Origin of the sequence: Cupriavidus sp. SS-3, from assembly GCF_035818815.1 — a bacterium.
Lineage (GTDB): Bacteria > Pseudomonadota > Gammaproteobacteria > Burkholderiales > Burkholderiaceae > Cupriavidus > Cupriavidus taiwanensis_C.
In genome coordinates, this window is the sequence record NZ_JAYLVT010000014.1 from 57151 (window position 1) to 80330 (window position 23180).

The following is a 23180-nucleotide window of genomic DNA, read 5'->3' on the forward strand; positions in this document are numbered from 1 at the left end:
AGCAGCGTTTTTTTGGGAATGGAAGAGGGCGGAGGAAAACGCCCCCATCCCGCGGCGCTTCCCGGCTCAGGACTGCCGCTGCAGCGAGAAGGCGCAGAGCTGGATCAGCGTTTCCTTCAGCTCGGACGGCGGGAACTGCCGGGCTGCCTGCTCGGCGGCTTCGGCCTCGCGCCGTGCGGCCTCGAAGGTGACCTCGAGCGCGCCGCTGGCATGGATCGCGGCAAAGACCGCGTCGAAATGCTCGGTGCCGCCCTGCACGATCGCGTCGCGGGCCAGCTGGCGCTGCTCGGCCGTGCCGTGTTCCATCAGGTGCAGCAGCGGCAGGGTGGGCTTGCCTTCGCGCAGGTCGTCGCCTGCGTTCTTGCCCATTTGCTCGGCGCTGGCGGTGTAGTCCAGCATGTCGTCGATCAGCTGGAAGGCGGTGCCGATGCGGCGGCCGTATTCGGCGGCCGCCTCTTCCATCTGCGCGTCGGCGCCGGACAGCACGGCGCCCAGCTGCGCGGCGGCCTCGAACAGCTTGGCGGTCTTGTAGCGGATCACCTGCAGGTAGCGCTCGATGGTGACATCCGGGTCGTGCATGTTCAGCAGCTGCAGCACCTCGCCTTCGGCGATCACGTTGGTCGCGTTGGAGAGGATCTCCATGATGCGCATGCTGCCGGCATCGACCATCATCTGGAACGCGCGCGAGTAGAGGAAGTCGCCCACCAGCACGCTGGCGGCGTTGCCGAACACCGCGTTGGCGGTGTCGCGCCCGCGCCGCAGCTCGGACTCGTCGACGACATCGTCGTGCAGCAGGGTGGCGGTGTGGATGAATTCCACCACGGCGGCCAGCTCATGGTGACGGTTGCCGTCGTAGCCCAGCGCGCGTGCCGTCAGCAGCAGGATCACCGGGCGCAGGCGCTTGCCGCCGGCACCGATGATGTATTCGCCGATCTGCTCGATCAGCGGGACTTCAGAAGACAGCCGCTGGCGGATAACTGCATCGACCGCGCGCATGTCTGCAGCGACCGGGGCAAGCAAGGCAGTGGCGGAAGGCTGGGACAAGATGATCACCGTTACGCAAAACCGGACGATTATATGCGATGCAGGCGGCGTTCTACGCATGCCCCGCATTGTTTGACGGGCTGTTTGCCGGGCGATGGGCTCAGGGTATGCGCGCAGCGGGCGTTGGTGGCTGGCCCCACTATAATCCGTTCATGGACAAGCCCATACCTCGCCGCCAACTGCGCCGCACCGCCTGGTGGGTGGCGTTTGCCGCACTGGCGGGGTTCCTGCTCGCCGATCTGACCTGAGCGAAGCGGCCCACCGATTGTGCCGGGCGCGCCGCTCACAGGCTATGTGCCTGTTTTCTTTGCGGTTTTCCCCAATCTCGTTTACAATTCCCGGTTTCCTCCGGTAGTCGCTCGCCTTGCGGGTCCTTGCCGGCGGGAGATAACCGGGCCGCATCGCGCGGTTTCGGCGTTTTATTCACATCCGAGAGGTTCGACAATGTACGCGGTCGTAAAAACCGGCGGCAAGCAATACAAGGTTGCTGCTGGCGAAAAACTGAAAGTAGAACAGATACCGGCAGACATTGGCGCAGAAATCACGCTCGACCAGGTGCTCGCAGTGGGCGCCGGCGACCAAATCAAGTTTGGTACGCCGCTGGTGAGCGGGGCTTCCGTCAAGGCTACCGTTATCTCCCAGGGTCGTCACGACAAGGTGAAGATCTTCAAGATGCGCCGTCGCAAGCACTACCAGAAGCGTCAGGGCCATCGTCAGAATTACACCGAACTGCGCATCGAAGCGATCGTTGCCTGATCGATCGAGCGTAATCCGGTAAAGCGACAGGAGTAAGACATGGCACAGAAAAAAGGCGGCGGTTCCACGCGGAACGGCCGTGATTCCGAATCGAAGCGTCTGGGCGTGAAGGTGTTTGGTGGCCAGGCCATCAACGCCGGCGGCATCATCGTGCGCCAGCGCGGTACCCGCGTGCATGCCGGCGACAACGTCGGCGTGGGCAAGGACCACACGCTGTTCGCCCTGATCGACGGCCACGTGCAGTTCGCCGTCAAGGGCCCTGCCAAGAAGCAGCAAGTCAGCGTCGTTCCGGCGGCCTGATAACAGCCTTTGCAGGACGAAAGGCCCCGCAACGCTTGCGGGGCTTTTTCTTTTCTGGCGAAGTAAACTACGCCGGCCCCCGATCTGCCGATCCCATCACGGAAAACCCATCATGAAGTTCATCGACGAAGCCCGAATCGAAGCCATCGCCGGCAACGGCGGCAATGGCAGCGCCTCGTTCCGGCGCGAGAAGTTTGTGCCCTTCGGCGGCCCGGATGGTGGCGACGGCGGCCGGGGCGGCAGCGTGTTCGCCGTGGCGGACCGCAATATCAATACGCTGATCGACTTCCGCTACGCCAAGAAGCACGTGGCGAAAAACGGCGAGAACGGCCGCGGCTCCGACTGCTACGGCGCCGCGGGGGAAGACATCACGCTGCGCATGCCGGTGGGCACGCTGATCACCGATATGGACACCGGCGAGGTCATCGCCGACCTGACCGAGCACGGCCAGCGCGTGTGCCTGGCCGAGGGCGGCATGGGTGGCTGGGGCAACCTGCACTTCAAGTCCAGTACCAACCGCGCGCCGCGCCAGCAGGTCGACGGCAAGCCGGGCGAGCGCCGCATGCTCAAGCTCGAGCTCAAGGTGCTGGCCGATGTCGGCCTGCTGGGCATGCCCAATGCCGGCAAGTCGACCTTTATCTCGCATATCTCCAACGCGCGCCCGAAGGTGGCGGACTATCCGTTCACCACGCTGCATCCCAACCTGGGCGTGGTGCGCGTGGACCATGAGCAATCGTTCGTGGTCGCCGACATCCCCGGCCTGATCGAGGGCGCCGCCGAGGGCGCGGGCCTGGGCCACCAGTTCCTGCGCCACCTGCAGCGCACCGGGCTGCTGCTGCATATCGTCGACCTGGCGCCGTTCGACGAGGCGGTCGATCCGGTGGCCGAGGCCAAGGCCATCGTCAACGAACTGAAGAAATACGACGAGACCCTGTTTGAAAAGCCGCGCTGGCTGGTGCTGAACAAGCTCGACATGGTGGCCGAGGACGAGCGCGCGGCGAAGGTGAAGGACTTCCTCAAGCGCTACAAGTGGAAGGGCCCGGTGTTCCAGATCTCGGCGCTCACCGGCGAAGGCTGCCGCGAGCTGATCTATGCGATCAAGGACCACCTGCAGGCGATCAAGGCCGAAGAGGCCGCGGCGCTGGCAGAGCCGGACATCCGCCTGGACGACCGCCTGCATAACGTCGACCAGGACCAGCGCGAGGCATAGACAACAAACAATCAGCGGTTCCGAACGATCTCCGGAGACAGGATTTCCACCATGCAATCGGTCATCGCGCAGGCAAAGCGCATCGTCGTCAAAGTCGGCTCCAGCCTGGTCACCAACGACGGCAAGGGGCTGGACCACGACGCCATCGCCCGCTGGGCGGCCCAGATCGCCAAGCTGCGCGTGGCCGGCAAGGAAGTGGTGCTGGTCAGTTCCGGCGCCATTGCCGAAGGCATGCAGCGGCTCGGCTGGGCGCGCCGCCCGAAGGAAATCCATGAGCTGCAGGCCGCCGCGGCGGTCGGCCAGATGGGTCTGGCGCAGGTCTACGAGAGCCAGTTCGGCCGCTATGGCATCCGCACCGCGCAGGTGCTGCTGACCCACGCCGACCTGGCCGACCGCGAGCGCTACCTGAACGCCCGCTCGACGCTGCTGACGCTGCTGTCCCTGGGCGTGGTGCCGATCATCAACGAGAACGACACCGTGGTCACCGACGAAATCAAGTTCGGCGACAACGACACGCTCGGCGCGCTGGTCACCAACCTGATCGAAGGCGACGCGCTGGTGATCCTGACCGACCAGCGCGGCCTGTACACCGCCGATCCGCGCAAGGACCCGGCCGCGCAGTTCGTCGACGAGGCCCTGGCCGGCACGCCCGAGCTGGAAGCCATGGCCGGCGGCGCCGGCACGTCGATCGGCCGCGGCGGCATGCTGACCAAGATCCTGGCGGCCAAGCGCGCGGCCAAGTCGGGCGCGCACACCACCATCGCCTCCGGCCGCGAGGCCAACGTGCTGGAGCGCCTGGCCGCCGGCGAGGCGATCGGCACCCAGCTGCTGGCGCCGACCGGCCGGCTGACGGCACGCAAGCAATGGATGGCAGACCACCTGCAGCTGCGCGGCCGCGTCGTGATCGACAACGGCGCGGTCGAGAAGCTGACCAGCGGCGGCAAGTCGCTGCTGCCGATCGGCGTGGTCGAAGTGCAGGGCGAGTTCGCCCGCGGCGAGGTGATCGCCTGTGTCGATGCGCAAGGCAAGGAGGTGGCGCGCGGCATCACCAACTATTCCAGCGCGGAATCGCGGCTGATCGCGCGCAAGCCGTCGTCCGAGATCGAATCCGTGCTCGGCCACCTGAACGAGCCCGAGCTGATCCATCGCGACAACCTGGTGCTGGTCTGATCGATGCGAGCAAAAAAAACGGCGGGACTGCCAGGCAGTCCCGCCTTTTTTTTTTATACCTGCACAGGTTGCGTCAGCGCTTGTGCGGCGCGCGCGATTGCAGCTCGAGCACCATGTCGGCGGGCTTGCCGGCCACGGTGCGGCCCTCGCAGAAGAAATCGATCGCCAGCGTGGCGGCGTAGGCGTTGCGCACCCCGGCCTGCATGCGGTGCCAGGTCTCGCCGTAGTCGCTGCTGTTGGGCACCCACTCGGTGGCGCCCGGGGGCAGGGTCGCGTACAGCTTGCGCTCGAACGCGTCGCAGCGCATGCCTTCGAAGGTCACGTTGCGCGCGCCGCTCTGGCTGGTGGTGACCACGGTGTAGCGAACCACATTGTCCTTGCCTACCGAGATCGACTTGCTGTCCACCGCGAACGACAGCGTGCCGGTGCCCGCCACCGAGAAGGGGATCAGGTTGGCCTCTTGCGGCAAGGCCGGCAGCATGGCCTTGGCTTCCTCGAAGGTCTTGGGCGCGAACGGGTTGTTCCAGGTGCTTTCTTCCTCGGCCATCTCCTTGCCGGTGGTCTTGCAGCCGGCCAGGGCCAGGCTGGCCGCGGCAAGCAGCAATGCGGCCGCGCTCAGGCCGCCGCGGCGGCCCACGCCGGTCAAACTAGTCATCAGTGCTCCGTGTAGTGGATACCGGCGTCGCCGGCGAAACGTAGTCGGCCGTGGCCGGGGCTTCGACATTGCCGTCGGCGTCGGCCTGCTGGGCGGCCTGCGCCCGGCTCAGCGCCTGGCCGCGCGGCCCGCCGTGGCGCCCGTGCACGCCATGCGCACCGTGGTTGCCGTGCGTGCCATACGGGCTGAGCGGCACGCGCGGGTGCCGGTTCAGGAAGCGTGACAATTCCGTCAGCGCCATCTGGTAGACATCGCGCTTGAACTCGATCACGGCCTCGAGCGGCACCCAGTAGTGGCTCCAGCGCCAGGCATCGAACTCAGGGTGCTCGGTGGCGCGCAGGTGGATGTCGCAGTCCCTGCCGGCCATGCGCAGCAGGAACCAGATTTGTTTCTGGCCCTTGTAGTGGCCGCGGATCTCGCGGCGGATGAACTTGTCCGGCACCTCGTAACGCAGCCAGTCGCGCGTGCGACCGACGATCCTGACGTGCTCCGGAAGCAGGCCGATTTCCTCATGCAGTTCGCGGTACATGGCCTGTTCCGGCGTTTCGCCGTACTTGATGCCGCCTTGCGGGAACTGCCAGGAGTGTTCGCCGATTCGCTTGCCCCAGAAAACCTCGTTTCTTGCGTTGAGGAGGATGATGCCGACGTTCGGGCGAAAGCCTTCACGATCGAGCATGACTGCACCTCGAATCCTTTAGAATTACGCTGATTATAAAGGAAGCGCGCAGCCGGGCCCGGACCGGGGGATGGTGGTTTTCCCCGAGCGGAAGGGCAGTTTCAGGCGCGTGCGCATAATTCAGCGCCGCCGGTCCCCCGGATTGTGCCGGGACGGATTTTTCCGACCTCGGCGGCCCAGAGAGAAATTACGGATGAAAGCCTCGCAATTCTTCATTTCCACCCTCAAGGAAGCGCCCGCCGACGCGGAAATCGTTTCGCACAAGCTGATGATGCGCGCCGGCATGATCAAGAAGCTGGGTGCCGGCATCTACAACTACATGCCGATCGGGCTGCGCGTGATCCGCAAGGTGGAAAACATCGTGCGCGAGGAAATGAACCGGGCCGGCGCGGTGGAACTGTCGATGCCGGTGATCCAGCCGGCCGAGCTGTGGCAGGAAACCGGCCGCTGGGACAAGATGGGCCCCGAGCTGCTGCGCCTGAAGGACCGCCATGAGCGCGACTTCGCGGTGCAGCCCACCTCCGAAGAGGTAGTGACCGATATCGCCCGCTCGGAAATCCGCAGCTACAAGCAGCTGCCGGTCAATTTCTACCAGATCCAGACCAAGTTCCGCGACGAGCGCCGGCCGCGTTTCGGCATCATGCGCGGGCGCGAGTTCACCATGAAGGACGCCTATTCCTTCGACCGCGACACCGACGGCCTGCGCAAGTCGTACGAGAACATGTACGACGCCTACGTGCGCATCTTCCGCCGCTTCGGGCTGGAATTCCGCGCCGTGGCCGCCGACAACGGCGCCATCGGCGGTTCCGGCTCGCATGAGTTCCACGTCATCGCCGAAACCGGCGAAGACGCCATCGTCTACTGCCCGACCTCGGCCTACGCCGCCAACATGGAGGCCGCCGAGGCGCTGCCGCTGGTGGCCGGGCGCGCCGCGCCCACGCAGGACCTGGTCAAGACCTTCACCCCGGAGAAGGTCAAGTGCGAGCAGGTCGCCGAATTCCTGAACCTGCCGCTCGAGACCAACGTCAAGTCGATCGTGCTGGCCACCGACGGCGACGCCGGCGTCCAGATCTGGCTGCTGCTGATCCGCGCCGACCACGAACTGAACGAGGTCAAGGCCTCCAAGGTGCCGGGGCTGGCCGAGTTCCGCTTCGCCACCGAGAACGAGATCGTCGAGGCCTTTGGCTCGCCCCCCGGCTACCTGGGCCCGATCGACATGAAGAAGCCGGTCAAGGTGGTGGCCGACCGCACCGTCGCCAACATGAGCGACTTTGTCTGCGGCGCCAACTACCGCGACTACCACTACACCGGCGTCAACTGGGGCCGCGACCTGCCCGAGCCGATCGTGGCCGACCTGCGCAACGTGGTGGCGGGCGACGCCTCGCCGGACGGCCAGGGCACGCTGGAGATCTGCCGCGGCATCGAGGTGGGCCACGTGTTCATGCTAGGCACGCGCTACTCGGAATCGATGAACGCCACCTTCCTCGACGAGAACGGCAAGACCCAGCCGATGCAGATGGGCTGCTATGGCATCGGCATCACCCGTATCCTGGGCGCGGCGATCGAGCAGAACTTCGATGAGCGCGGCATCATCTGGCCGGCCGCGATCGCGCCGTTCGCCGTGGTGATCTGCCCGGTGGGCTACGACCGCTCCGAAGCCGTCAAGGCCGAGGCCGACCGGATCCATGCCGAGCTGCTTGCCGCCGGCGTGGACGTGATCCTCGACGACCGCGGCGAGCGCCCGGGCGTGATGTTCGCCGACTGGGAACTGATCGGCGTGCCGCACCGCGTGGTGGTGGGCGACCGCGGCCTGAAGGAGGGCAAGGTCGAGTACCAGGGCCGGCGCGACGCGCAGGCCACCGCCGTCAGCGTGGCCGAAGTGGTCGGCCACGTGCGCAACCTGCTGGCGAACTGAGGCCCATGCGCGTCGTCCGCGGCCTGAGCGCCGCAGCAGCCGCCGCGCGCCGCCTGGCAGGCGCGCTGCTGGTAGCGCTGCTGGCCCTGGCGGCCACGGCGGCGCATGCCGGCGCGCAGAAGGAAGAAGACCTGGCCGACTCCGTGCGCGGCGCGCTGGCCGCGGCCATTGCCGATGACCGGCCGCTGCGGCCGGTGTTCGCGTCCGGCGGCGAGCGCCTGGCCTACCTGAAGTGGCTGGGCGAGATGTCGGCGCGGCTGGCCGCGCGCATCCCCGAGCCGCAGGTGCGGGTCGAGCTGATCGAGGTGGCCTACTACGAGGCCAAGCGCGCCGGCCTGGAGCCCGCGCTGGTGCTGGGCCTGATCCAGGTCGAAAGCAACTTCCGCAAGTACGCGATCAGTTCGGCCGGCGCGCGCGGGCTGATGCAGGTGATGCCGTTCTGGGTGCGCGCCATCGGCGACAGCGATGCGCGCAAGCTGTTCCACCTGCAGAGCAACCTGCGCTACGGCTGCACCATCCTGCGCTATTACCTGGACCGCGAGCAGGGCGACCTGTACCTGGCGCTGGGCCGCTACAACGGCAGCCGCGGCCGCCCGGAATATCCCAACGCGGTGCTGGCGGCGTGGAAGCGCTGGCAGTATTCCGAAGCCACCGTCACCGTGGCCGGCGATGCCGAGATCGCGCCGTCGCGCCCGCGCGCACCGGTGGCGGAGCCGCCGGCCCGCAACCCGTTCTCGTCGCAGCGCGTCGCAGCCAATCCGTCATGATCCGCGAAGCATCCGTAGCCGGCGGCAAGGCCGGCTACACCGAATCCTCGCCCGAACTCGAACAATGGCTGGCCCGGCATATCGCCCAGGGCTTTGCCGCCGATGCGCTGGTGCTGTCGATGCTGCGCTCGGGCTACGACGACGCCTTCGCGCGCCGGTCGGTGGCTGCGGCGTTTGCCCAGGACAACGGCGACGCGGCGCCGGCACGGCCCGCGCAAGCTGAACCTGCGGCGGCCGGCATGCCCGCGGTCTATGCCGCCGATGGCGGCGACCGCCGGGTACCCGTCCTGTTCCGGCTGGCGTCGCCGCAGGTGCAGCTGTTCCAGCAGCTGCTGAGCGACGACGAGTGCGATGCGCTGGTGGCGCTGTCGCGCGGCCGGCTGGCGCGCTCGCCGGTGGTCAATCCCGACACCGGCGACGAGAACCTGATCGACGCCCGCACCAGCATGGGGGCGATGTTCCAGGTGGCCGAGCACGCCCTGATCGCGCGCATCGAAGCCCGCATCGCCGCGGTCACCGGAGTGCCGGCCGAGCATGGCGAAGGGCTGCAGATCCTCAACTACAAGCCGGGCGGCGAGTACCAGCCACACTTCGACTACTTCAACCCGCAGCGTCCCGGCGAAGCGCGGCAGCTGTCCGTCGGCGGGCAGCGCATCGCCACGCTGGTGATCTACCTGAACACGCCCGAGGCGGGCGGCGCCACCGCGTTCCCGCGCGTGGGCCTGGAGGTGGCGCCGGTCAAGGGCAACGCGGTCTACTTCAGCTACCTGCTGCCCGACGGCACGCTCGACGACCGCACCCTGCACGCCGGCCTGCCGGTGGCCGCCGGCGAAAAGTGGATCGCCACCAAATGGCTGCGCGAACGGCCGTACCGCAGCGCGGCGTGAGCCGCCCCGCAGCCAGGCCGGGGGCACCGGCCGCACCGGCCGCCAGCCGCTGGTGGGCGGATCCCGCGCTGCCCTTTGCCGAAAGCCGGCGCGCCAGCTACAGCAGCGCCAGCTACCTGCCGCATAGCCATCCCACCCTGTCGGTCGGCGCCGTCGACGGCGGTACCAGCCGCTTTGCCTGCGGCGATGAAAGCGCCGTGCTCGGAGCGGGCGCGGTGGTGGTGATCCCGGCGCACCAGGTCCATGCCTGCAATCCCGTGCCGGACGGGTGCTGGAGCTACCAGATGCTGCATTTCGACCCGGCCTGGGTCGCGGCCGTGCTCGACGAGGACAGCGCGGCGCGGGCCTGGCTGCCGGCACGCGTGATGACGTCGCCGGAGGTTTACCGGCTGGTCTGCGAGTTGAACGGCGCGTTGTTCTCGCCCGCCGACAGCGTCGAGAAAGAGGCCGCGCTGGTGGCCTTCATCGGCGACCTGCATGCCGCCATCGATAACGGCGCAAGCACCCGCACACTGCCGGTGCCGGCCTCCGTCTCCGCCCGCGTGGCGCAATTGTGCGAGCTGCTGCGCGAGCGCCATGCCGAGCGGCTGCCGCTGGCCGAGCTGGCGCGCGCCTGCGGCCTGAGCCGTTACCACCTGGTGCGGGCCTTCCGCGCCGAAACCGGCATGACACCGCACGCCTACCAGCTCGACCTGCGCATCCAGCATGGGCGCCGCCTGCTGCGGCAGGGCGCGGCGCTGGCCGAGGTCGCCCTGGCGCTGGGCTTTGCCGACCAGAGCCATTTCCAGCGCGCCTTCAAGCAGCGCGTGGCCATGACACCGCGCGGGTACCAACGCGCCGCCTGAGGCGCCGGCCTGGCGCGACACCGCAACTTTCTTCAAGACCGGCCACCGCCGTGCGCACCACACTGCGGACTCTTTACGGAGGGTCGGCATGGACATGGCTTTCGATCTCGCCCGCGGGGCATTGCCTTGGCAGCAATTTGCCATGGTGGCCGGCGCGCATGCGCTGGCGCTGCTCAGCCCGGGGCCGGATTTCTTCCTGGTGGTGCGCAGCGCGCTGCTGCACGGGCCGCGACGCGCCGGCGCCGTGTGCCTGGGCATCGCGCTGGGCAATGGTGTCTTTATCGGCCTGGCGCTGGCCGGCGTCGCCGCGATGCGGGACTCGCCGCAACTGTTCGCGGCGTTGCAGTGGGCCGGCTGTGCCTACCTGGCGTGGCTGGGCTGGCGCCTGCTGAACGCCTGCGGCGAACTGTCGATGCCGGCGGCGGATGCTGCCGCCAGGCCCGCGCCCGCCGCCTGGCTGGCCCAGCTCGCCAGCGGCTTCCTGTCCGCCGTGCTGAACCCGAAGAACGGGCTGTTCTACGCCAGCCTGTTCTCGGTGCTGGCCGCCAGCCGCACGCCGCCGGCGGTGCAACTGGCCTATGGAGTCTGGATGTTCGCCGTCGTGCTCGGCTGGGACCTGCTGGTGGCCTACGGCATCGGCCATCCGGCGATGGCCGCGCGCTTCGGGCGGTCGGTGCGGTGGGTCGAGCGCCTGACCGGGGTTGTCCTCTGGCTGCTGGCGCTGGGTATCGCCTGGCATGCGCTACGGTGAGCGGCCCTGTATCGGCGCATTTCCTGCAAAGTGTACCGGTACTGTACCGTTGAGTGGCCGTAGACTGATTTCCCGAAAGCACATGAACGCCCCTGGAGTCAGTCATGGAAGTGTCCCAACTCGCCGCCGGCACCGGTGTCTTTGCCGCCTTTGCCGGCTTTGCCCTGGTGTCGTCGATCACCCCCGGTCCGAACAATACGATGCTGCTCGCGTCGGGCGTGAACTTTGGCTTCCTGCGCACCGTGCCGCACCTGCTGGGCGTCAGCATCGGTTTCGCGCTGATGGTGGGGCTGGTCGGGCTGGGCCTGGGGTCGCTGTTCCACGCGTTCCCGTGGACCTGGCAGGTGCTGCGCGTGGTGGCGACGGTCTACCTGGTCTGGCTGGCCTGGAAGCTGGCCACGGCCGGCGGCGTGCAGGACCAGCAGGTGGCGCGGCCGATGGGTTTCTGGGCCGCCGCGGCGTTCCAGTGGGTCAATCCAAAGGCGTGGGTGATGGCGGTCGGCGCGTGCAGCACCTATGTGCTGCACGGCAACCTGTGGCTCAACGTGCTGCTGCTGTCGGGGATCTTCGGGGTGGTGAACCTGCCCAGCGTGGCGATGTGGGCGTTGTGCGGCTCGGCGCTGCGGCGCTGGCTGGCGCGGCCGAAGGTGCTGCGGGTGTTCAATATCGGGATGGCGGTGCTGCTGCTGGCGTCGCTGTGGCCGATTCTGGGGTCCTGACGGCTTCAAGCAAACACTGGCGGACCATTAACCGCCATCGGGGTGCCCCCTCTCCCGCAAGCGGAAGAGGGGAGAAACCCTCGCGCTCACGCCCTCTAAATCAAACCAGCGCCCGGATCGAATCCAGGTTCCGCCAATACCCCTTGGCATCCATCCCGCAACCGAACACATAGCGGTCCGGCACGGCAAAGCCGCAGAAATCCGGGTGCATGGGCTTGGGCTTGCGCAGTGTCTTCTCGCACAGCACCGCCGCGTGGAATTCCCGGGCGCCCATGTCCATGATGCGCTGGCGGATGGCGGCCATGGTCTCGCCTTCATCGAGGATGTCGTCCAGCACCAGCACCACGCGGTCCTTGACCGATTCGCGCGGGGCCACGCGCCATTGCATCTCGCCGCCGACGGTCTTGTTGTTGTAGCGCGAGAGGTGGATGTAGTCGAACTCCAGCGGGAACGCCAGCTTGGGCAGCAGCATGCCGGTGAAGACCACCGCGCCGCCCATTACCGACAGCACCAGCGGGAAGTCATTGCCCATCCTGGCGGTGATGTCCGCGGCCATGCGGTCCAGCGAAGCCTGGACTTCTTCGGCGGAGACGATTTCTTCGGAATTGGCCCACAGCTCGCGGGCCTGTTCGGCGCTCATCATGATGTCTTTCCTGTTCTTTTGCGGGGAGGCAGTTCGGCTTGCGCGGCGGGCTTCAGCGGTTGAAGAGGCCCTTCATGCCGCCCTTCATCGCGCCCATCTGGCGCATCATCTTCATCATGCCGCCGCCCTTGAGCTTCTTCATCATGGACTGCATCTGGTCGAACTGGTTGAGCAGGCGGTTGACCTCCTGCACCGGCACGCCGGCGCCCGCGGCAATGCGGCGCTTGCGGCTGGCCTTGATCAGGTCCGGCTTGGCGCGCTCGGCCGGCGTCATGCTGTTGATGATGCCTTCCATGCGCGCCACCTGCTTCTCGGCCTGGTCCATGTTGGCGCCCTGCGCCTGCTGCGCGAACTGCGCCGGCAGCTTGTCGACCAGGCTGCCCAGGCCGCCCATCTTCTTCATCTGGCCGATCTGGGCCTTGAAGTCTTCCAGGTCGAAGTCGCCGGTCTTCTTGATCTTCTTGGCCAGTTTCTCGGCCGCTTCCATGTCCACGCCGCGCTGGGCTTCCTCGACCAGCGCGAGGATGTCGCCCATGCCCAGGATGCGCTGGGCCATGCGGTCCGGGAAGAAGGGCTCCAGGCCATCGAGCTTTTCGCCGACGCCGACGAACTTGATCGGGCGGCCGGTGATATGGCGCACCGACAGTGCCGCGCCGCCGCGCGCATCGCCGTCCAGCTTGGTCAGCACCACGCCGGTCAGCGGCAGGGTGTCATTGAAGGCCTTGGCGGTGTTGACCGCGTCCTGGCCGAGCATGGCATCGACCACGAACAGGGTTTCGGCCGGCTTCAGTTCGGCGTGCAGCGCTGCGATTTCCTGCATCATCGCCTCGTCGATACCCAACCGGCCGGCCGTATCGACGATCAGCACGTCGTGGTAATGCTTGCGCGCCCAGTCCACCGCCGCGCGGGCGATGTCGACCGGCTTCTGGTCGGGCTGCGACGGGAAGAACTCGGCGCCGACCTGCTCGGACACGGTCTTGAGCTGGGCGATGGCGGCGGGGCGGTAGACGTCGCACGAGACCGTCAGCACCTTCTTCTTTTTGTTTTCCTTGAGCCACTTGGCCAGCTTGCCGGCGGTGGTGGTCTTGCCCGCGCCCTGCAGGCCGGCCATCAGGATGATGGCGGGCGGCTGCACCGCGAGGTTCAGCTCGGACTCTTTATTGTTGCCGCTGGCGGCCTCGGCGCCGCCGATCACCGCAGTCAGCTCGCGCTGGACCACGCCGACCAGGGCCTGGCCCGGGGTCAGGCTGCTGACCACCTCTTCGCCCATGGCCTTTTCCTTCACGCGGGCCACGAATTCGCGCACGACCGGCAGTGCCACGTCGGCTTCGAGCATGGCAAGGCGCACTTCGCGCAGCATCTCGGCGGTGTTGGCCTCGGTCAGGCGCGCCTCGCCGCGCATGGTCTTGACCACACGCGCCAGGCGTTGAGTGAGATTGTCCAGCATGGCAGGAATCGGGGGAGAAGTCGGAGCAGGGCTCGGGGCTGAAAATCGGACGCGGTCCGGCACACGGGGAAGGCCTGGAACACCGGTCACACCGGTTCAAGCGGGCCGCCACCGTCCGTGGGCACTAAGGTAAACTGCGTAAATGGTCATTGTACTGTATGCCCTGACGGCACTTCTCTATTGCGGCCTGGCCTGGCACGGCTGGGCCACGCGCCATCCGCGCGTGGCCGCTGCTGCCGGCTCCACCGGCCCGGCGGGCAACTCGGCCGCGGCCGTGCTGGTGGCGGGCGGCGGCCCCATCCCCCCGGCCGGCGGCGCCCACGGCGAGGGACGCCCGGCGTGGTGGCACGTGCTGATGCTGGCCGCGCTGGCCAGCCACGGCATGCTGCTGCATGAAACCATCTTCCCGGCCGAGCGCATGATGTTCGGCTTCGCCTTCGCGCTGTCGGCCATGCTGTGGCTGGGCGTGGGCATCTACTGGATCGAGAGCTTCTTCTTTTCGCTGGCGGGGCTGGGACTGATCGTGATTCCGGTGGCGCTGGTGGCCAGCCTGATGCCGCTGGCCTTTCCCGGCTCGCAGATCCTGGGCTACGCGGCGCGGCCGCTGTTCAAGCTGCATTTCATCATCGCCAACGTGGCCTACGGGCTGTTCACGCTGGCCGCCTTCCATGCCTTCCTGATGCTGCTGGCCGAGCGCCGCCTGCACGGCTTCCGCCACGCGCCGGCGCGGCCGTCGGCGCCGCAGCCCAGCCAGTGGCTGGGGCGCTGGCTGGACCTGCTGCCGCCGCTGCTGACGCTGGAGAAGCTGCTGTTCCGGCTGATCGGCGCCGGCTTCGTGCTGCTGACGCTGACCATCGGCTCGGGCCTGCTGTTTTCCGAAGAGCTGTTCGGGCGCGCCTTCCGGCTGGACCACAAGACGGTGTTCGCGCTGGTCTCGTGGGCCATGTTCGGCGGCATCCTGGCCGGGCGCATCTTCCGCGGCTGGCGCGGCAAGGTGGCGCTGCGCTGGGTCATCGCGTCGTTCGGCATCCTGCTGCTGGCCTATGTCGGCAGCCGTTTCGTGATTGAAGTCGTCCTGCACCGGCTCTGATTTGCCATGGCACGTATCCTGATCCTGCTGGCCGTGGTGCTGGGCGTCTTCTGGTGGCTGCGCGCCCGCGCCGAGGCCCGGCTGGCCGAGCATCGCGCCCGCCAGGCGCGCGAGGCCAGCGACCACGCCGCGGCCGGCATGCCCGACGCCGCCGCCGAGCGCATGGTCCAGTGCGCCCAGTGTGGCGTACACCTGCCGCAGGGCGACGCCATTGCCTGGCGCGGCCTGCACTACTGCCGGCGCAGCCACCTGCCCGACGAAAGCCGCACCGAAAGCAGCGACGGCAGCGAGAGCGGCAGCGGCAGCAGCGGCCCGCGCCCATGACCCAGCCGGCGCCGTCGGCCTGGCAGCGGCTGAACGCCTGGCGCGGCCTGGCGCGGCTGTGGCGCCAGCCCGAGCCGCCTGACTTCCACTGGCGCCTGCTGCGCTATTTCTGCTGGACCCGCGTCGCCGTGGGCCTGCTGCTGGTCGGCTTTGCGCTGATGCGGCGCGGCGAGCCGCCCGCCGGCGTTGCCGGTACGGCCGCTTCCCCCTTCACTGCCGCCATCCCCGCCTTGCCTTTCGGCCTGGAGGCCATGGGCGGGATCGAGCATGCGGCGGCCATGGCCGTCGCCGTCCCTTACCTTGGCATTGCCCTGGCGATGCTGGCGGGCACGCTGTGGCGCCGGCATTTCCACCTGCGCGTGCGGGTGCAGGTGCTGGCCGACCTGGCGCTGCTGGCGCTGGTCTTCAGCGTGCTGGGCCGGGGTGGACACGCCGAGGGCCTGGCCATGATCTTCCTGCTGCCGGCGCTGGAAGCCGGCGCGCTGACCAGCCTGCTGTTCGCGCTGTTTGCCGCGGCGATTTCCGCGCTGGTGGTGATGAGCGGGCCCTTCATGCACACCATCCTGCTGCGCCAGGCCGATGCCGGGCTGCTGGGTTCGGGCCTGTTCGGCCTGGTGTTCATGATCGCCGCGCTGCTGATGTACATGCTGGCCAACCGGCAGCTTGCACAGGAGCGCCTGGCGCTGGCGCGCGAGCAGGAGCTGCGCCTGCAGCAGCTGGTCAACCGGCTGATGGTCAACGACATGCAGGACGGCGTGATGCTGGTGCGTGCCAACGGCGCGGTGGTGGCCGCCAATCCCGCCGCGGTGGTGCTGCTGGGCGTGCAGCCGCATGAGCGCATCTACTCGCGCAAGCTGGGTGGCGCGCCCGGCGGCCAAACCGGGCCGGGCGGCGGCGATACCGTGCTGTTCGACCTGCGCCGCATCCCGCGCCTGCAGCCGCTGATGGAAATGCTGCGCGACTGGCTGCGCAGCAAGGACGACGTGCCGCGCATCCTGCAGCTGCTGCCGATGGCTTCCGGCGCCGCGCTGGCCGACGGCACCATGCAGCATACCCGGCTGCGGCTGCGCTTTGTGCTGCCGGGCCTGGCCGGGCTGCGTTCGACCATGGCGCATGGCCGCACCGTGCCGGCCGCGCTCGATACCGCCGCGTGGAACGAGCTGTCGCCCGAAGCCGCCGCGCGCCTGCGCCTGGCCATCGCCCAGAACGAGGCGATGGCGTGGTCGCAGGAGGATGAGGCGCTGCTGCGCAGCGAGATGCGCGACACCGTGCTGGTCCATATCGAAAGCTGGGAACGCATCGCCGAGCAGGTGCAGCAGGAAAAGCTGGCCGCCATGGGCCGGCTGGTGGCCAGCATCGCGCACCAGATCCGCAACCCGCTGGCGGCGATCAGCCAGGCCAGCGAACTGCTGGGCGATTCCGGCCGGCACCATCCGGTCGCGCAGGACCTGGCCGCGCAGGAGCCGGGCGCCGCCGATGTCGATATCGACGCCCGCCTGCTGCGCATCATCCACGACAACGTGCGCCGGCTGGACCAGGTGGTGTCCGACGTGCTGCAGATGTCGCGCCGCCCGCGCACTGGCCGCAGCACCGTGCACCTGGCGCAGGCGCTGCCGGAGATCGTCGAGCGCTGGCGCGCCGAAATGCGCCAGCGCCGCCCGCGCGCCGGCGAGACCCGCCCGGCGGGCCGCGCCGACGTCAACGCCAATGCCATTCGCCTGACCGTCGACGTGGCCCAGCCGGTGGTGTTCGATGCCTCGCAACTGCAGCAGGTGCTGGGCAACCTGCTCGACAACGCCTGGCGCTACTGCAGCCGGCTGCCCGGCTCGATCCGGCTGCTGGCGCACGCGCTGGACCAGCACCATGCCGAACTGATCGTCTGGAACGACGGCGCCGAGGTGGCGCGCGAACACCAGCGCAGCCTGTTCGAGCCGTTCTTCACCAGCAACGCCCAGGGCACCGGGCTGGGCCTGTTCATGGCGCGCGAGCTGTGCGGCGCCAATGACGCGCAGGTGCGCTACGGCACCATCTCGCTGCCGGCGCTGATCGAGCGCACCGGCATGCTGGCCTCCAGCGCGCGCGATACACTGCCGGGCAAGGCCTTCGTGCTGACCTTGCGCATCGAGAGCGCAGAGGCTGCCGCGGCGGCCGCCGTCTGACCCGTCTCCATTCCGCCATCACCCATGCCACCCCGAATGTCCCGCGCGCCCGATCCCATCCTGGTCATCGACGACGAGGCCGACCTGCGCGAGCTGCTGGACATCTCCATCCGCCGCATGGGCCATGACGTGGTGCTGGCCGGCTCGCTGGCCGAGGCGCGCGAAAAGCTGGCGCAGGGCCCCTACAGCCTGGTGCTGACCGACATGCGCCTGGGCGACGGGCTGGGCATCGAGATCGTGCGCCAGCTGTCGGCCGCGCCGGAACGCATCCCGGTGGCGGTGATCACCGCCTACGGCAGCGCCGACAACGCCGTGGAAGCGCTCAAGGCCGGCGCCTTCGACTACATCGCCAAACCGGTGTCGCTGGAGCAGCTGCGCAGCCTGGTGCTGAATGCACTGGGCCGCCAACCGCGCGACAACGCCGATGCCGACGCCGCAGCGGCGGCCGAGCAGGCCGCCGACCGCGCCGCGGCGCTGCTGCCCGGCCATTCCGCGGCGATGCAGGAGGTGCGCCGCTCGCTGTCGCGGCTGGCGCGCAGCATGGCGCCGGTGGTGATCAGCGGCGAATCCGGCAGCGGCAAAGAGCGCGCCGCGCGCGCCATCCACGCCACCAGCGCGCGCGCCGCGCATCCGTTCGTCGCCGTCAACTGCGGCGCCATCCCCGAAAACCTGATGGAGTCCGAGTTCTTCGGCTACGTCAAAGGGGCGTTCACCGGCGCCGATGCCGAGCGCGGCGGCTTCTTCCAGGCCGCCAACGGCGGCACGCTGCTGCTCGACGAAGTGGCCGACCTGCCGTTGCCGATGCAGGTCAAGCTGCTGCGCGCGCTGCAGGAGCGCCGCGTGCGCAAGATCGGCGCCAGCCGCGAAGACGCCGTCGACGTGCGCGTGATGTGCGCCAGCCACAAGGACCTGGCCGCGATGGTGGCGGCGGGGCAGTTCCGTCAAGACCTGTATTACCGGCTGAACGTGCTGGCGCTGCGCATGCCCACGCTGCGCGAGCGCGGCGAAGACATCCCGGTGCTGGCGCGCGCCATCCTGGACCACCTGGCGGTGCGCTACGGCGATGCGCACCCCAAGCGGCTGTCGCCGGCGGCGCTGCAGCGGCTGGCGGCCTATCCGTTCCCGGGCAATGTGCGCGAGCTGGAAAACCTGCTCGAGCGCGCCTACGCGTTTGCCGAGAGCGACGACATCGAACTGGCCGACCTGGGGCCGCTGGACGCGGGCGCCGGGCGCGCCGGGCTGATGCCGGCGCCGGCGCCGGCGATGGTGCCGCAGCCGGTGGCGCCATACCCTTATGCGCCATGGGGCACGGCAGCGGGCGGCGCCGCGCCGGCCGCCGCCACGCCTGCGCTGGTTCCGGCCGAGCCGCCACCGGCGGCCGCTGCCGCCGTGCCCGACCCCGAGCCTGCCGGCGACCCCGCCGAGCGCGCCTGCCGCGGCATCGTCTTCCCGATCGACCTGCCCGCCAGGCTGGAAGCCGTAGAGCGCGAACTGATCCTGCAGGCGCTGGCGCAGACCAACTTCAACCGCACCGCGGCCGCGCCGCTGCTGGGCCTGAACCTGCGCCAGCTGCGCTACCGCATCCAGCAGCTGGGCATCCGCGAGGCCATGGACGCTGGCGACCGCGGCGCCGTGGAAGGCGAGGGCACGCCATGACCGCGCCCGCGCCTTCGTCCTATCTGCCCGATGCCGACGGCTGGGTGCCCGCCGCCCGGCGCGTGCCGTCGCCCAATTTCGACGCGCGCCCGGACGGCATGCCGGTGGACCTGGTGGTGCTGCACAACATCAGCCTGCCGCCCGGCCAGTTCGGCAGCGGCGACATCGAGGCCTTCTTCCAGAACCGGCTCGATCCCGACAAGCACCCGTTCTTTGCCACCATCCACCAGGTCCAGGTGTCGGCGCACTTCCTGGTGACGCGCACGGGCGAACTGGTGCAGTTCGTGCCGTGCACGCAGCGCGCCTGGCATGCCGGGCAGTCAGACTTCTTCGGCCGCGCGCGCTGCAACGATTTTTCGATCGGCATCGAGATCGAGGGCTGCGACGACCTGCCGTTCACCACAGCCCAGTACGACACCGTGGCCGCGCTGGTGCCCGCGCTGATGGCCGCTTACCCGGTCCGCGCGATTGCCGGCCACAGCGACATCGCGCCGGGCCGGAAGACCGATCCCGGCCCGCATTTCGACTGGGCGCGGTTTGCCAGACAGGCCGGCGTGGCGCCGGGCATGCTGCCCTACCAATGCCCGGGTGCCACAGGGCATGTGACGGATTCGTGACGTCATTCCCCGCCCTAGTGCGCCCCATCCCGGCACACATGCCCCACGTCCGTGTGGGGCTATCGCAACCTAGCAACAATCAAAAAAATTTTTGTGAAATGTGCAGTTGCGAACGGTCTGGCCGAAACCCTTGCGAGTACTAGGCTTGCGGGCATGTGGCGCTGCCGCACAGCCGCCGGCGTTCCCGAAATAGCGGTTGTCAAGACTGGTCATTCGGATTCGTTTCACTATACTTAGCCCAGTTTTCCGCGTCACACACTATATCTAGTAGTCAAACCGGGGAGCCGGCCCCAAGAGCGAGGCAGCAGCCGCGAAGTTCGCGCATCGACTGCAAACCTCCCCGCAAGGTCGGCATCACAAGAGTCCCTGGCGAAATGTTCACGTAAAGGCAGTCTGTCGCACCCGCTATGCAGCCGGGAGGGACGTTCTTTTTCGCCGCATTTCGCCAGGGACTCTTTTGTCTCTTATTGCCAGGGTAAAAACAGGAGTTCTCATGCAAACGGCCCAGAACGAAATCACCACGGGTGGCGCCGCCGCCGGCGTTGCCAACCAGGCTTCGACCACGCAGCAGACCCCCAGCGCCGCGACCACGAATTACCCGGATCACAAGATCATTCGTCGCAACGGTGCCGTGGTGGCGTTCGAGCCGTCCAAGATCGCCGTTGCCATGACCAAGGCCTTCCTCGCCGTCAACGGCGGGCAGGGCGCCGCGAGCGCGCGCGTGCGCGAGATCGTCGAGCAGCTGACCGACAACGTGGTGCGCGCGCTGGTGCGCAGCCGCCCGAGCGGTGGCGCCATCCATATCGAAGACGTGCAGGACCAGGTCGAACTGTCGCTGATGCGCTCGGGCGAGCATGAAGTCGCACGCGCCTACGTGCTGTACCGCGAAAAGCGCAAGGCAGAGCGCGCCAGTGCCAGCGCCGAGGCCGTGGCTCGCGTCCAGCAAGCCGGCATCAGCATCAACGTGACCGACGCCGGCGTGACCAAGCCGCTGGACATCGTCGCGCTGCACGCCCTGATCGACAACGCCTGCTCCGGCCTGGGCGATGCCGTCAGCGCCGAGCCGATCCTGAAGGAAACCCTGAAGAACCTGTACGAAGGCGTGCCGATGACGCAGGTGTACGACTCCGCCATCCTGGCCGCGCGTACCCTGATCGAAAAGGACCCGGACTACAGCCAGGTCACCGCCCGCATCCTGCTGCACACCATCCGCAAGGAAATCCTGGGCACCGAAGTGACCCAGTCGGAGATGTCGGCCCGCTACGCCGAGTACTTCCCCAAGTTCATCGCCCGCGGCATCGAAGCCGAGCTGCTGGACGAAAAGCTGGCCACCTATGACCTGGCCCGCCTGGGCGCCGCGCTGGACGCCGGCCGCGACTTCCAGTTCAACTACCTGGGCCTGCAGACCCTGTACGACCGCTACTTCCTGCATATCGATGAAACCCGCATCGAAATGCCGCAGGCCTTCTTCATGCGCGTGGCCATGGGCCTGGCGCTGAACGAGAAGGACCGCGAAGCGCGCGCCATCGAGTTCTACCAGCTGCTGTCGTCGTTCGACTTCATGTCATCCACGCCGACCCTGTTCAACTCCGGCACCCGCCGCTCGCAGCTGTCGTCGTGCTACCTGACCACCGTGTCGGACGACCTGGAAGGCATCTATGAAGCGCTGAAGGAAAACGCGCTGCTGTCCAAGTTTGCCGGCGGCCTGGGCAATGACTGGACCAACGTGCGCGCGCTGGGCTCGCACATCAAGGGCACCAACGGCAAGTCGCAAGGCGTGGTCCCGTTCCTGAAGGTGGTGAACGACACCGCCGTGGCCGTGAACCAGGGCGGCAAGCGCAAGGGCGCCGTCTGCGCTTACCTGGAAACGTGGCACCTGGACATCGAAGAATTCCTGGAGCTGCGCAAGAACACCGGCGACGACCGCCGCCGCACCCACGACATGAACACGGCCAACTGGATTCCGGACCTGTTCATGAAGCGCGTGATGGAAGGCGGCGAGTGGACCCTGTTCTCGCCCGCCACCTGCCCGGACCTGCACGACAAGGTCGGCAAGGAATTCGAAAAGGCCTACCTGGGCTATGAAGCCAAGGCCGCCAGCGGCGAACTGAAGCTGTTCAAGAAGCTGCCGGCGCTGCAACTGTGGCGCAAGATGCTGGGCATGCTGTTCGAAACCGGCCACCCGTGGATCACCTTCAAGGATCCGTGCAACATCCGCAGCCCGCAGCAGCACGTGGGCGTGGTGCACAGCTCCAACCTGTGCACGGAAATCACGCTCAACACCAATGAGAGCGAGATCGCCGTGTGCAACCTGGGCTCGGTCAACCTGGTCGCCCACATGGCGAAGCAGGCCGACGGCACCTACGCGCTGGATCACGCCAAGCTGCAGAAGACCGTGCGCACCGCCATGCGCATGCTCGACAACGTGATCGACATCAACTACTACGCCGTGGACAAGGCGCGCAATTCCAACCTGCGCCACCGTCCGGTCGGCATGGGCATCATGGGCTTCCAGGACTGCCTGCACGTGCTGCGCACGCCGTACTCCAGCGACGCCGCCGTCAAGTTTGCCGATACCTCGATGGAAGCGGTGTGCTACTACGCCTACCAGGCTTCGACCGAGCTGGCCGAAGAGCGCGGCCGCTACAGCACCTATGAAGGCTCGCTGTGGGACCGTGGCATCCTGCCGCAAGACTCGCTCAAGCTGCTGGCCGAAGAGCGCGGCGGCTACCTGGAAGTGGACCTGTCCAGCACGATGGACTGGGATGCACTGCGCGCCCGCATCAAGCAGCACGGCATGCGCAACTCGAACTGCATCGCGATCGCCCCGACCGCGACCATTTCGAACATCATCGGCGTGTCCGCTTGCATCGAGCCGACCTTCCAGAACCTGTACGTCAAGTCCAACCTGTCGGGCGAGTTCACCGTGGTCAACGACTACCTGGTGCGCGACCTGAAGGAACGCGGCCTGTGGGACGAAGTGATGGTTGCCGACCTGAAGTACTTCGATGGCTCGCTGTCGCGCATCGACCGCATTCCGCAAGACCTGCGCGACATCTACGCCACCGCGTTCGAAGTGGAGCCGACCTGGCTGGTGGAAGCTGCAAGCCGTCGCCAGAAGTGGATCGACCAGGCCCAGTCGCTGAACATCTACATGGCCGGCGCCTCGGGCAAGAAGCTGGACGACACCTACAAGCTGGCCTGGCTGCGCGGCCTGAAGACCACCTACTACCTGCGCACCATGGCTGCGACGCACGTGGAGAAGTCCACCGTGTCGCGCGGCTCGCTGAACGCAGTGTCGTCGGGCAGCGACAGCGGCTCCGCCCTGGATGCGGCGGCCGCATCGGCCCCGGCCATGCCGGAAGCCGAAGGCGCGGTCTGCACGATGCGCCCGGGTGATCCTGGCTTTGAAGAGTGCGAAGCCTGCCAGTAAAAGAAAAAGCCCGCGGTGGTGGAACACCGCGGGCTTTGCAACAAGGCTGAAGGTTAAGGCACTAGACCTTTGGCCCTCCGGCATCGTTGGGCAAACGGATCTTAGCACCGGAGCAC

General features: G+C 67.8%; 22 protein-coding genes. 17 read left to right on the forward strand and 5 right to left on the reverse strand.

The genetic code is table 11. The annotated features are described in order from the left end of the window. Positions 1-66: 66 nt before the first annotated feature. Positions 67-996 (reverse strand): octaprenyl diphosphate synthase, encoded by a 930-nt coding sequence (ispB, locus tag U9J39_RS20895; RefSeq protein WP_115681179.1) that lies wholly within the window; start codon positions 994-996, stop codon positions 67-69. Positions 997-1082: 86 nt separating this feature from the next. Between ispB and U9J39_RS20900 the strand changes: the two genes are divergently transcribed. From U9J39_RS20900 to proB, 5 genes are all read left to right on the forward strand, one after another. Further along, positions 1083-1292, forward strand: coding sequence for a hypothetical protein (locus U9J39_RS20900; protein ID WP_326347938.1), 210 nt, complete (start codon positions 1083-1085; stop codon positions 1290-1292). 196 nt (positions 1293-1488) lie between these two features. Further along, entirely contained in the window at positions 1489-1800 is a 312-nt protein-coding gene (rplU, locus tag U9J39_RS20905) for a 50S ribosomal protein L21 (RefSeq protein ID WP_006576525.1), read from the forward strand. Positions 1801-1839: 39 nt separating this feature from the next. Then, positions 1840-2100 (forward strand): 50S ribosomal protein L27, encoded by a 261-nt coding sequence (gene rpmA, locus U9J39_RS20910; protein WP_012353931.1) that lies wholly within the window; start codon positions 1840-1842, stop codon positions 2098-2100. Between the two features lie 112 nt (positions 2101-2212). Then, positions 2213-3310, forward strand: coding sequence for a GTPase ObgE (obgE, locus tag U9J39_RS20915; RefSeq protein ID WP_115710887.1), 1098 nt, complete (start codon positions 2213-2215; stop codon positions 3308-3310). A 51-nt stretch (positions 3311-3361) separates the two neighbouring features. Next, the gene (proB, locus tag U9J39_RS20920; protein ID WP_115681177.1) at positions 3362-4480 is read left to right on the forward strand and encodes a glutamate 5-kinase; all 1119 of its coding nucleotides are present in this window, start codon (positions 3362-3364) and stop codon (positions 4478-4480) included. Between the two features lie 73 nt (positions 4481-4553). Here proB and U9J39_RS20925 read toward each other — a convergent pair whose 3' ends face one another. Continuing rightward, positions 4554-5135 carry a CNP1-like family protein gene (locus U9J39_RS20925; RefSeq protein ID WP_115681176.1) on the reverse strand — a complete coding sequence of 194 codons (582 nt, stop codon included), beginning with the start codon at positions 5133-5135 and terminating at the stop codon, positions 4554-4556. Further along, positions 5128-5811, reverse strand: coding sequence for an RNA pyrophosphohydrolase (locus U9J39_RS20930; protein ID WP_115681175.1), 684 nt, complete (start codon positions 5809-5811; stop codon positions 5128-5130). Before U9J39_RS20930 ends, U9J39_RS20925 begins: the two co-directional genes overlap by 8 nt. Before the next feature lie 193 nt (positions 5812-6004). Between U9J39_RS20930 and U9J39_RS20935 the strand changes: the two genes are divergently transcribed. The 6 genes from U9J39_RS20935 to U9J39_RS20960 all read left to right on the forward strand — a co-directional run bounded on the left by U9J39_RS20935 (position 6005) and on the right by U9J39_RS20960 (position 11695). Beyond that, positions 6005-7726, forward strand: coding sequence for a proline--tRNA ligase (locus U9J39_RS20935; RefSeq protein ID WP_115710881.1), 1722 nt, complete (start codon positions 6005-6007; stop codon positions 7724-7726). Between the two features lie 5 nt (positions 7727-7731). Continuing rightward, a complete protein-coding gene (locus U9J39_RS20940; RefSeq protein WP_115710879.1) occupies positions 7732-8493 on the forward strand; it encodes a lytic transglycosylase domain-containing protein in 762 nt (253 codons plus the stop codon). Further along, positions 8490-9380 (forward strand): 2OG-Fe(II) oxygenase, encoded by an 891-nt coding sequence (locus U9J39_RS20945; protein ID WP_326347939.1) that lies wholly within the window; start codon positions 8490-8492, stop codon positions 9378-9380. The genes U9J39_RS20940 and U9J39_RS20945 overlap by 4 nt, the downstream gene beginning before the upstream one ends. Beyond that, a complete protein-coding gene (locus U9J39_RS20950; RefSeq protein WP_442784914.1) occupies positions 9344-10225 on the forward strand; it encodes an AraC family transcriptional regulator in 882 nt (293 codons plus the stop codon). Before U9J39_RS20945 ends, U9J39_RS20950 begins: the two co-directional genes overlap by 37 nt. 88 nt (positions 10226-10313) lie before the next feature. Next, entirely contained in the window at positions 10314-10976 is a 663-nt protein-coding gene (locus U9J39_RS20955; protein WP_326347941.1) for a LysE family translocator, read from the forward strand. A 104-nt stretch (positions 10977-11080) separates the two neighbouring features. Continuing rightward, positions 11081-11695: a LysE family translocator gene (locus U9J39_RS20960; protein WP_326347942.1), complete on the forward strand. Its 615-nt coding sequence runs from the start codon at positions 11081-11083 to the stop codon at positions 11693-11695. A gap of 100 nt (positions 11696-11795) precedes the next feature. Here the strand turns inward: U9J39_RS20960 and U9J39_RS20965 are convergent, their stop codons facing one another. Continuing rightward, complete coding sequence (locus U9J39_RS20965) at positions 11796-12338, reverse strand: hypoxanthine-guanine phosphoribosyltransferase (protein ID WP_115681168.1); 543 nt, start codon at positions 12336-12338, stop codon at positions 11796-11798. A 52-nt stretch (positions 12339-12390) separates the two neighbouring features. Then, positions 12391-13785, reverse strand: a complete 1395-nt coding sequence (gene ffh, locus U9J39_RS20970) for a signal recognition particle protein (protein ID WP_115710869.1) — start codon at positions 13783-13785, stop codon at positions 12391-12393. A 142-nt stretch (positions 13786-13927) separates the two neighbouring features. Between ffh and U9J39_RS20975 the strand changes: the two genes are divergently transcribed. The 6 genes from U9J39_RS20975 (at position 13928) to U9J39_RS21000 (ending at position 23064) form a co-directional block, all read left to right on the forward strand. Beyond that, positions 13928-14875: a cytochrome C assembly family protein gene (locus tag U9J39_RS20975; RefSeq protein WP_326347943.1), complete on the forward strand. Its 948-nt coding sequence runs from the start codon at positions 13928-13930 to the stop codon at positions 14873-14875. A 6-nt stretch (positions 14876-14881) separates the two neighbouring features. Beyond that, positions 14882-15199, forward strand: a complete 318-nt coding sequence (locus U9J39_RS20980) for a PP0621 family protein (protein WP_326347944.1) — start codon at positions 14882-14884, stop codon at positions 15197-15199. Further along, positions 15196-17358 (forward strand): sensor histidine kinase, encoded by a 2163-nt coding sequence (locus U9J39_RS20985; RefSeq protein ID WP_326347945.1) that lies wholly within the window; start codon positions 15196-15198, stop codon positions 17356-17358. The genes U9J39_RS20980 and U9J39_RS20985 overlap by 4 nt, the downstream gene beginning before the upstream one ends. 24 nt (positions 17359-17382) lie before the next feature. Next, positions 17383-19014, forward strand: a complete 1632-nt coding sequence (locus U9J39_RS20990) for a sigma-54-dependent transcriptional regulator (protein WP_326347946.1) — start codon at positions 17383-17385, stop codon at positions 19012-19014. Continuing rightward, positions 19011-19631, forward strand: coding sequence for a 1,6-anhydro-N-acetylmuramyl-L-alanine amidase AmpD (ampD, locus tag U9J39_RS20995; RefSeq protein ID WP_326347947.1), 621 nt, complete (start codon positions 19011-19013; stop codon positions 19629-19631). The genes U9J39_RS20990 and ampD overlap by 4 nt, the downstream gene beginning before the upstream one ends. Positions 19632-20124: 493 nt before the next feature. Then, entirely contained in the window at positions 20125-23064 is a 2940-nt protein-coding gene (locus U9J39_RS21000; RefSeq protein ID WP_326347948.1) for a ribonucleoside-diphosphate reductase subunit alpha, read from the forward strand. Positions 23065-23180 lie beyond the last annotated feature (116 nt).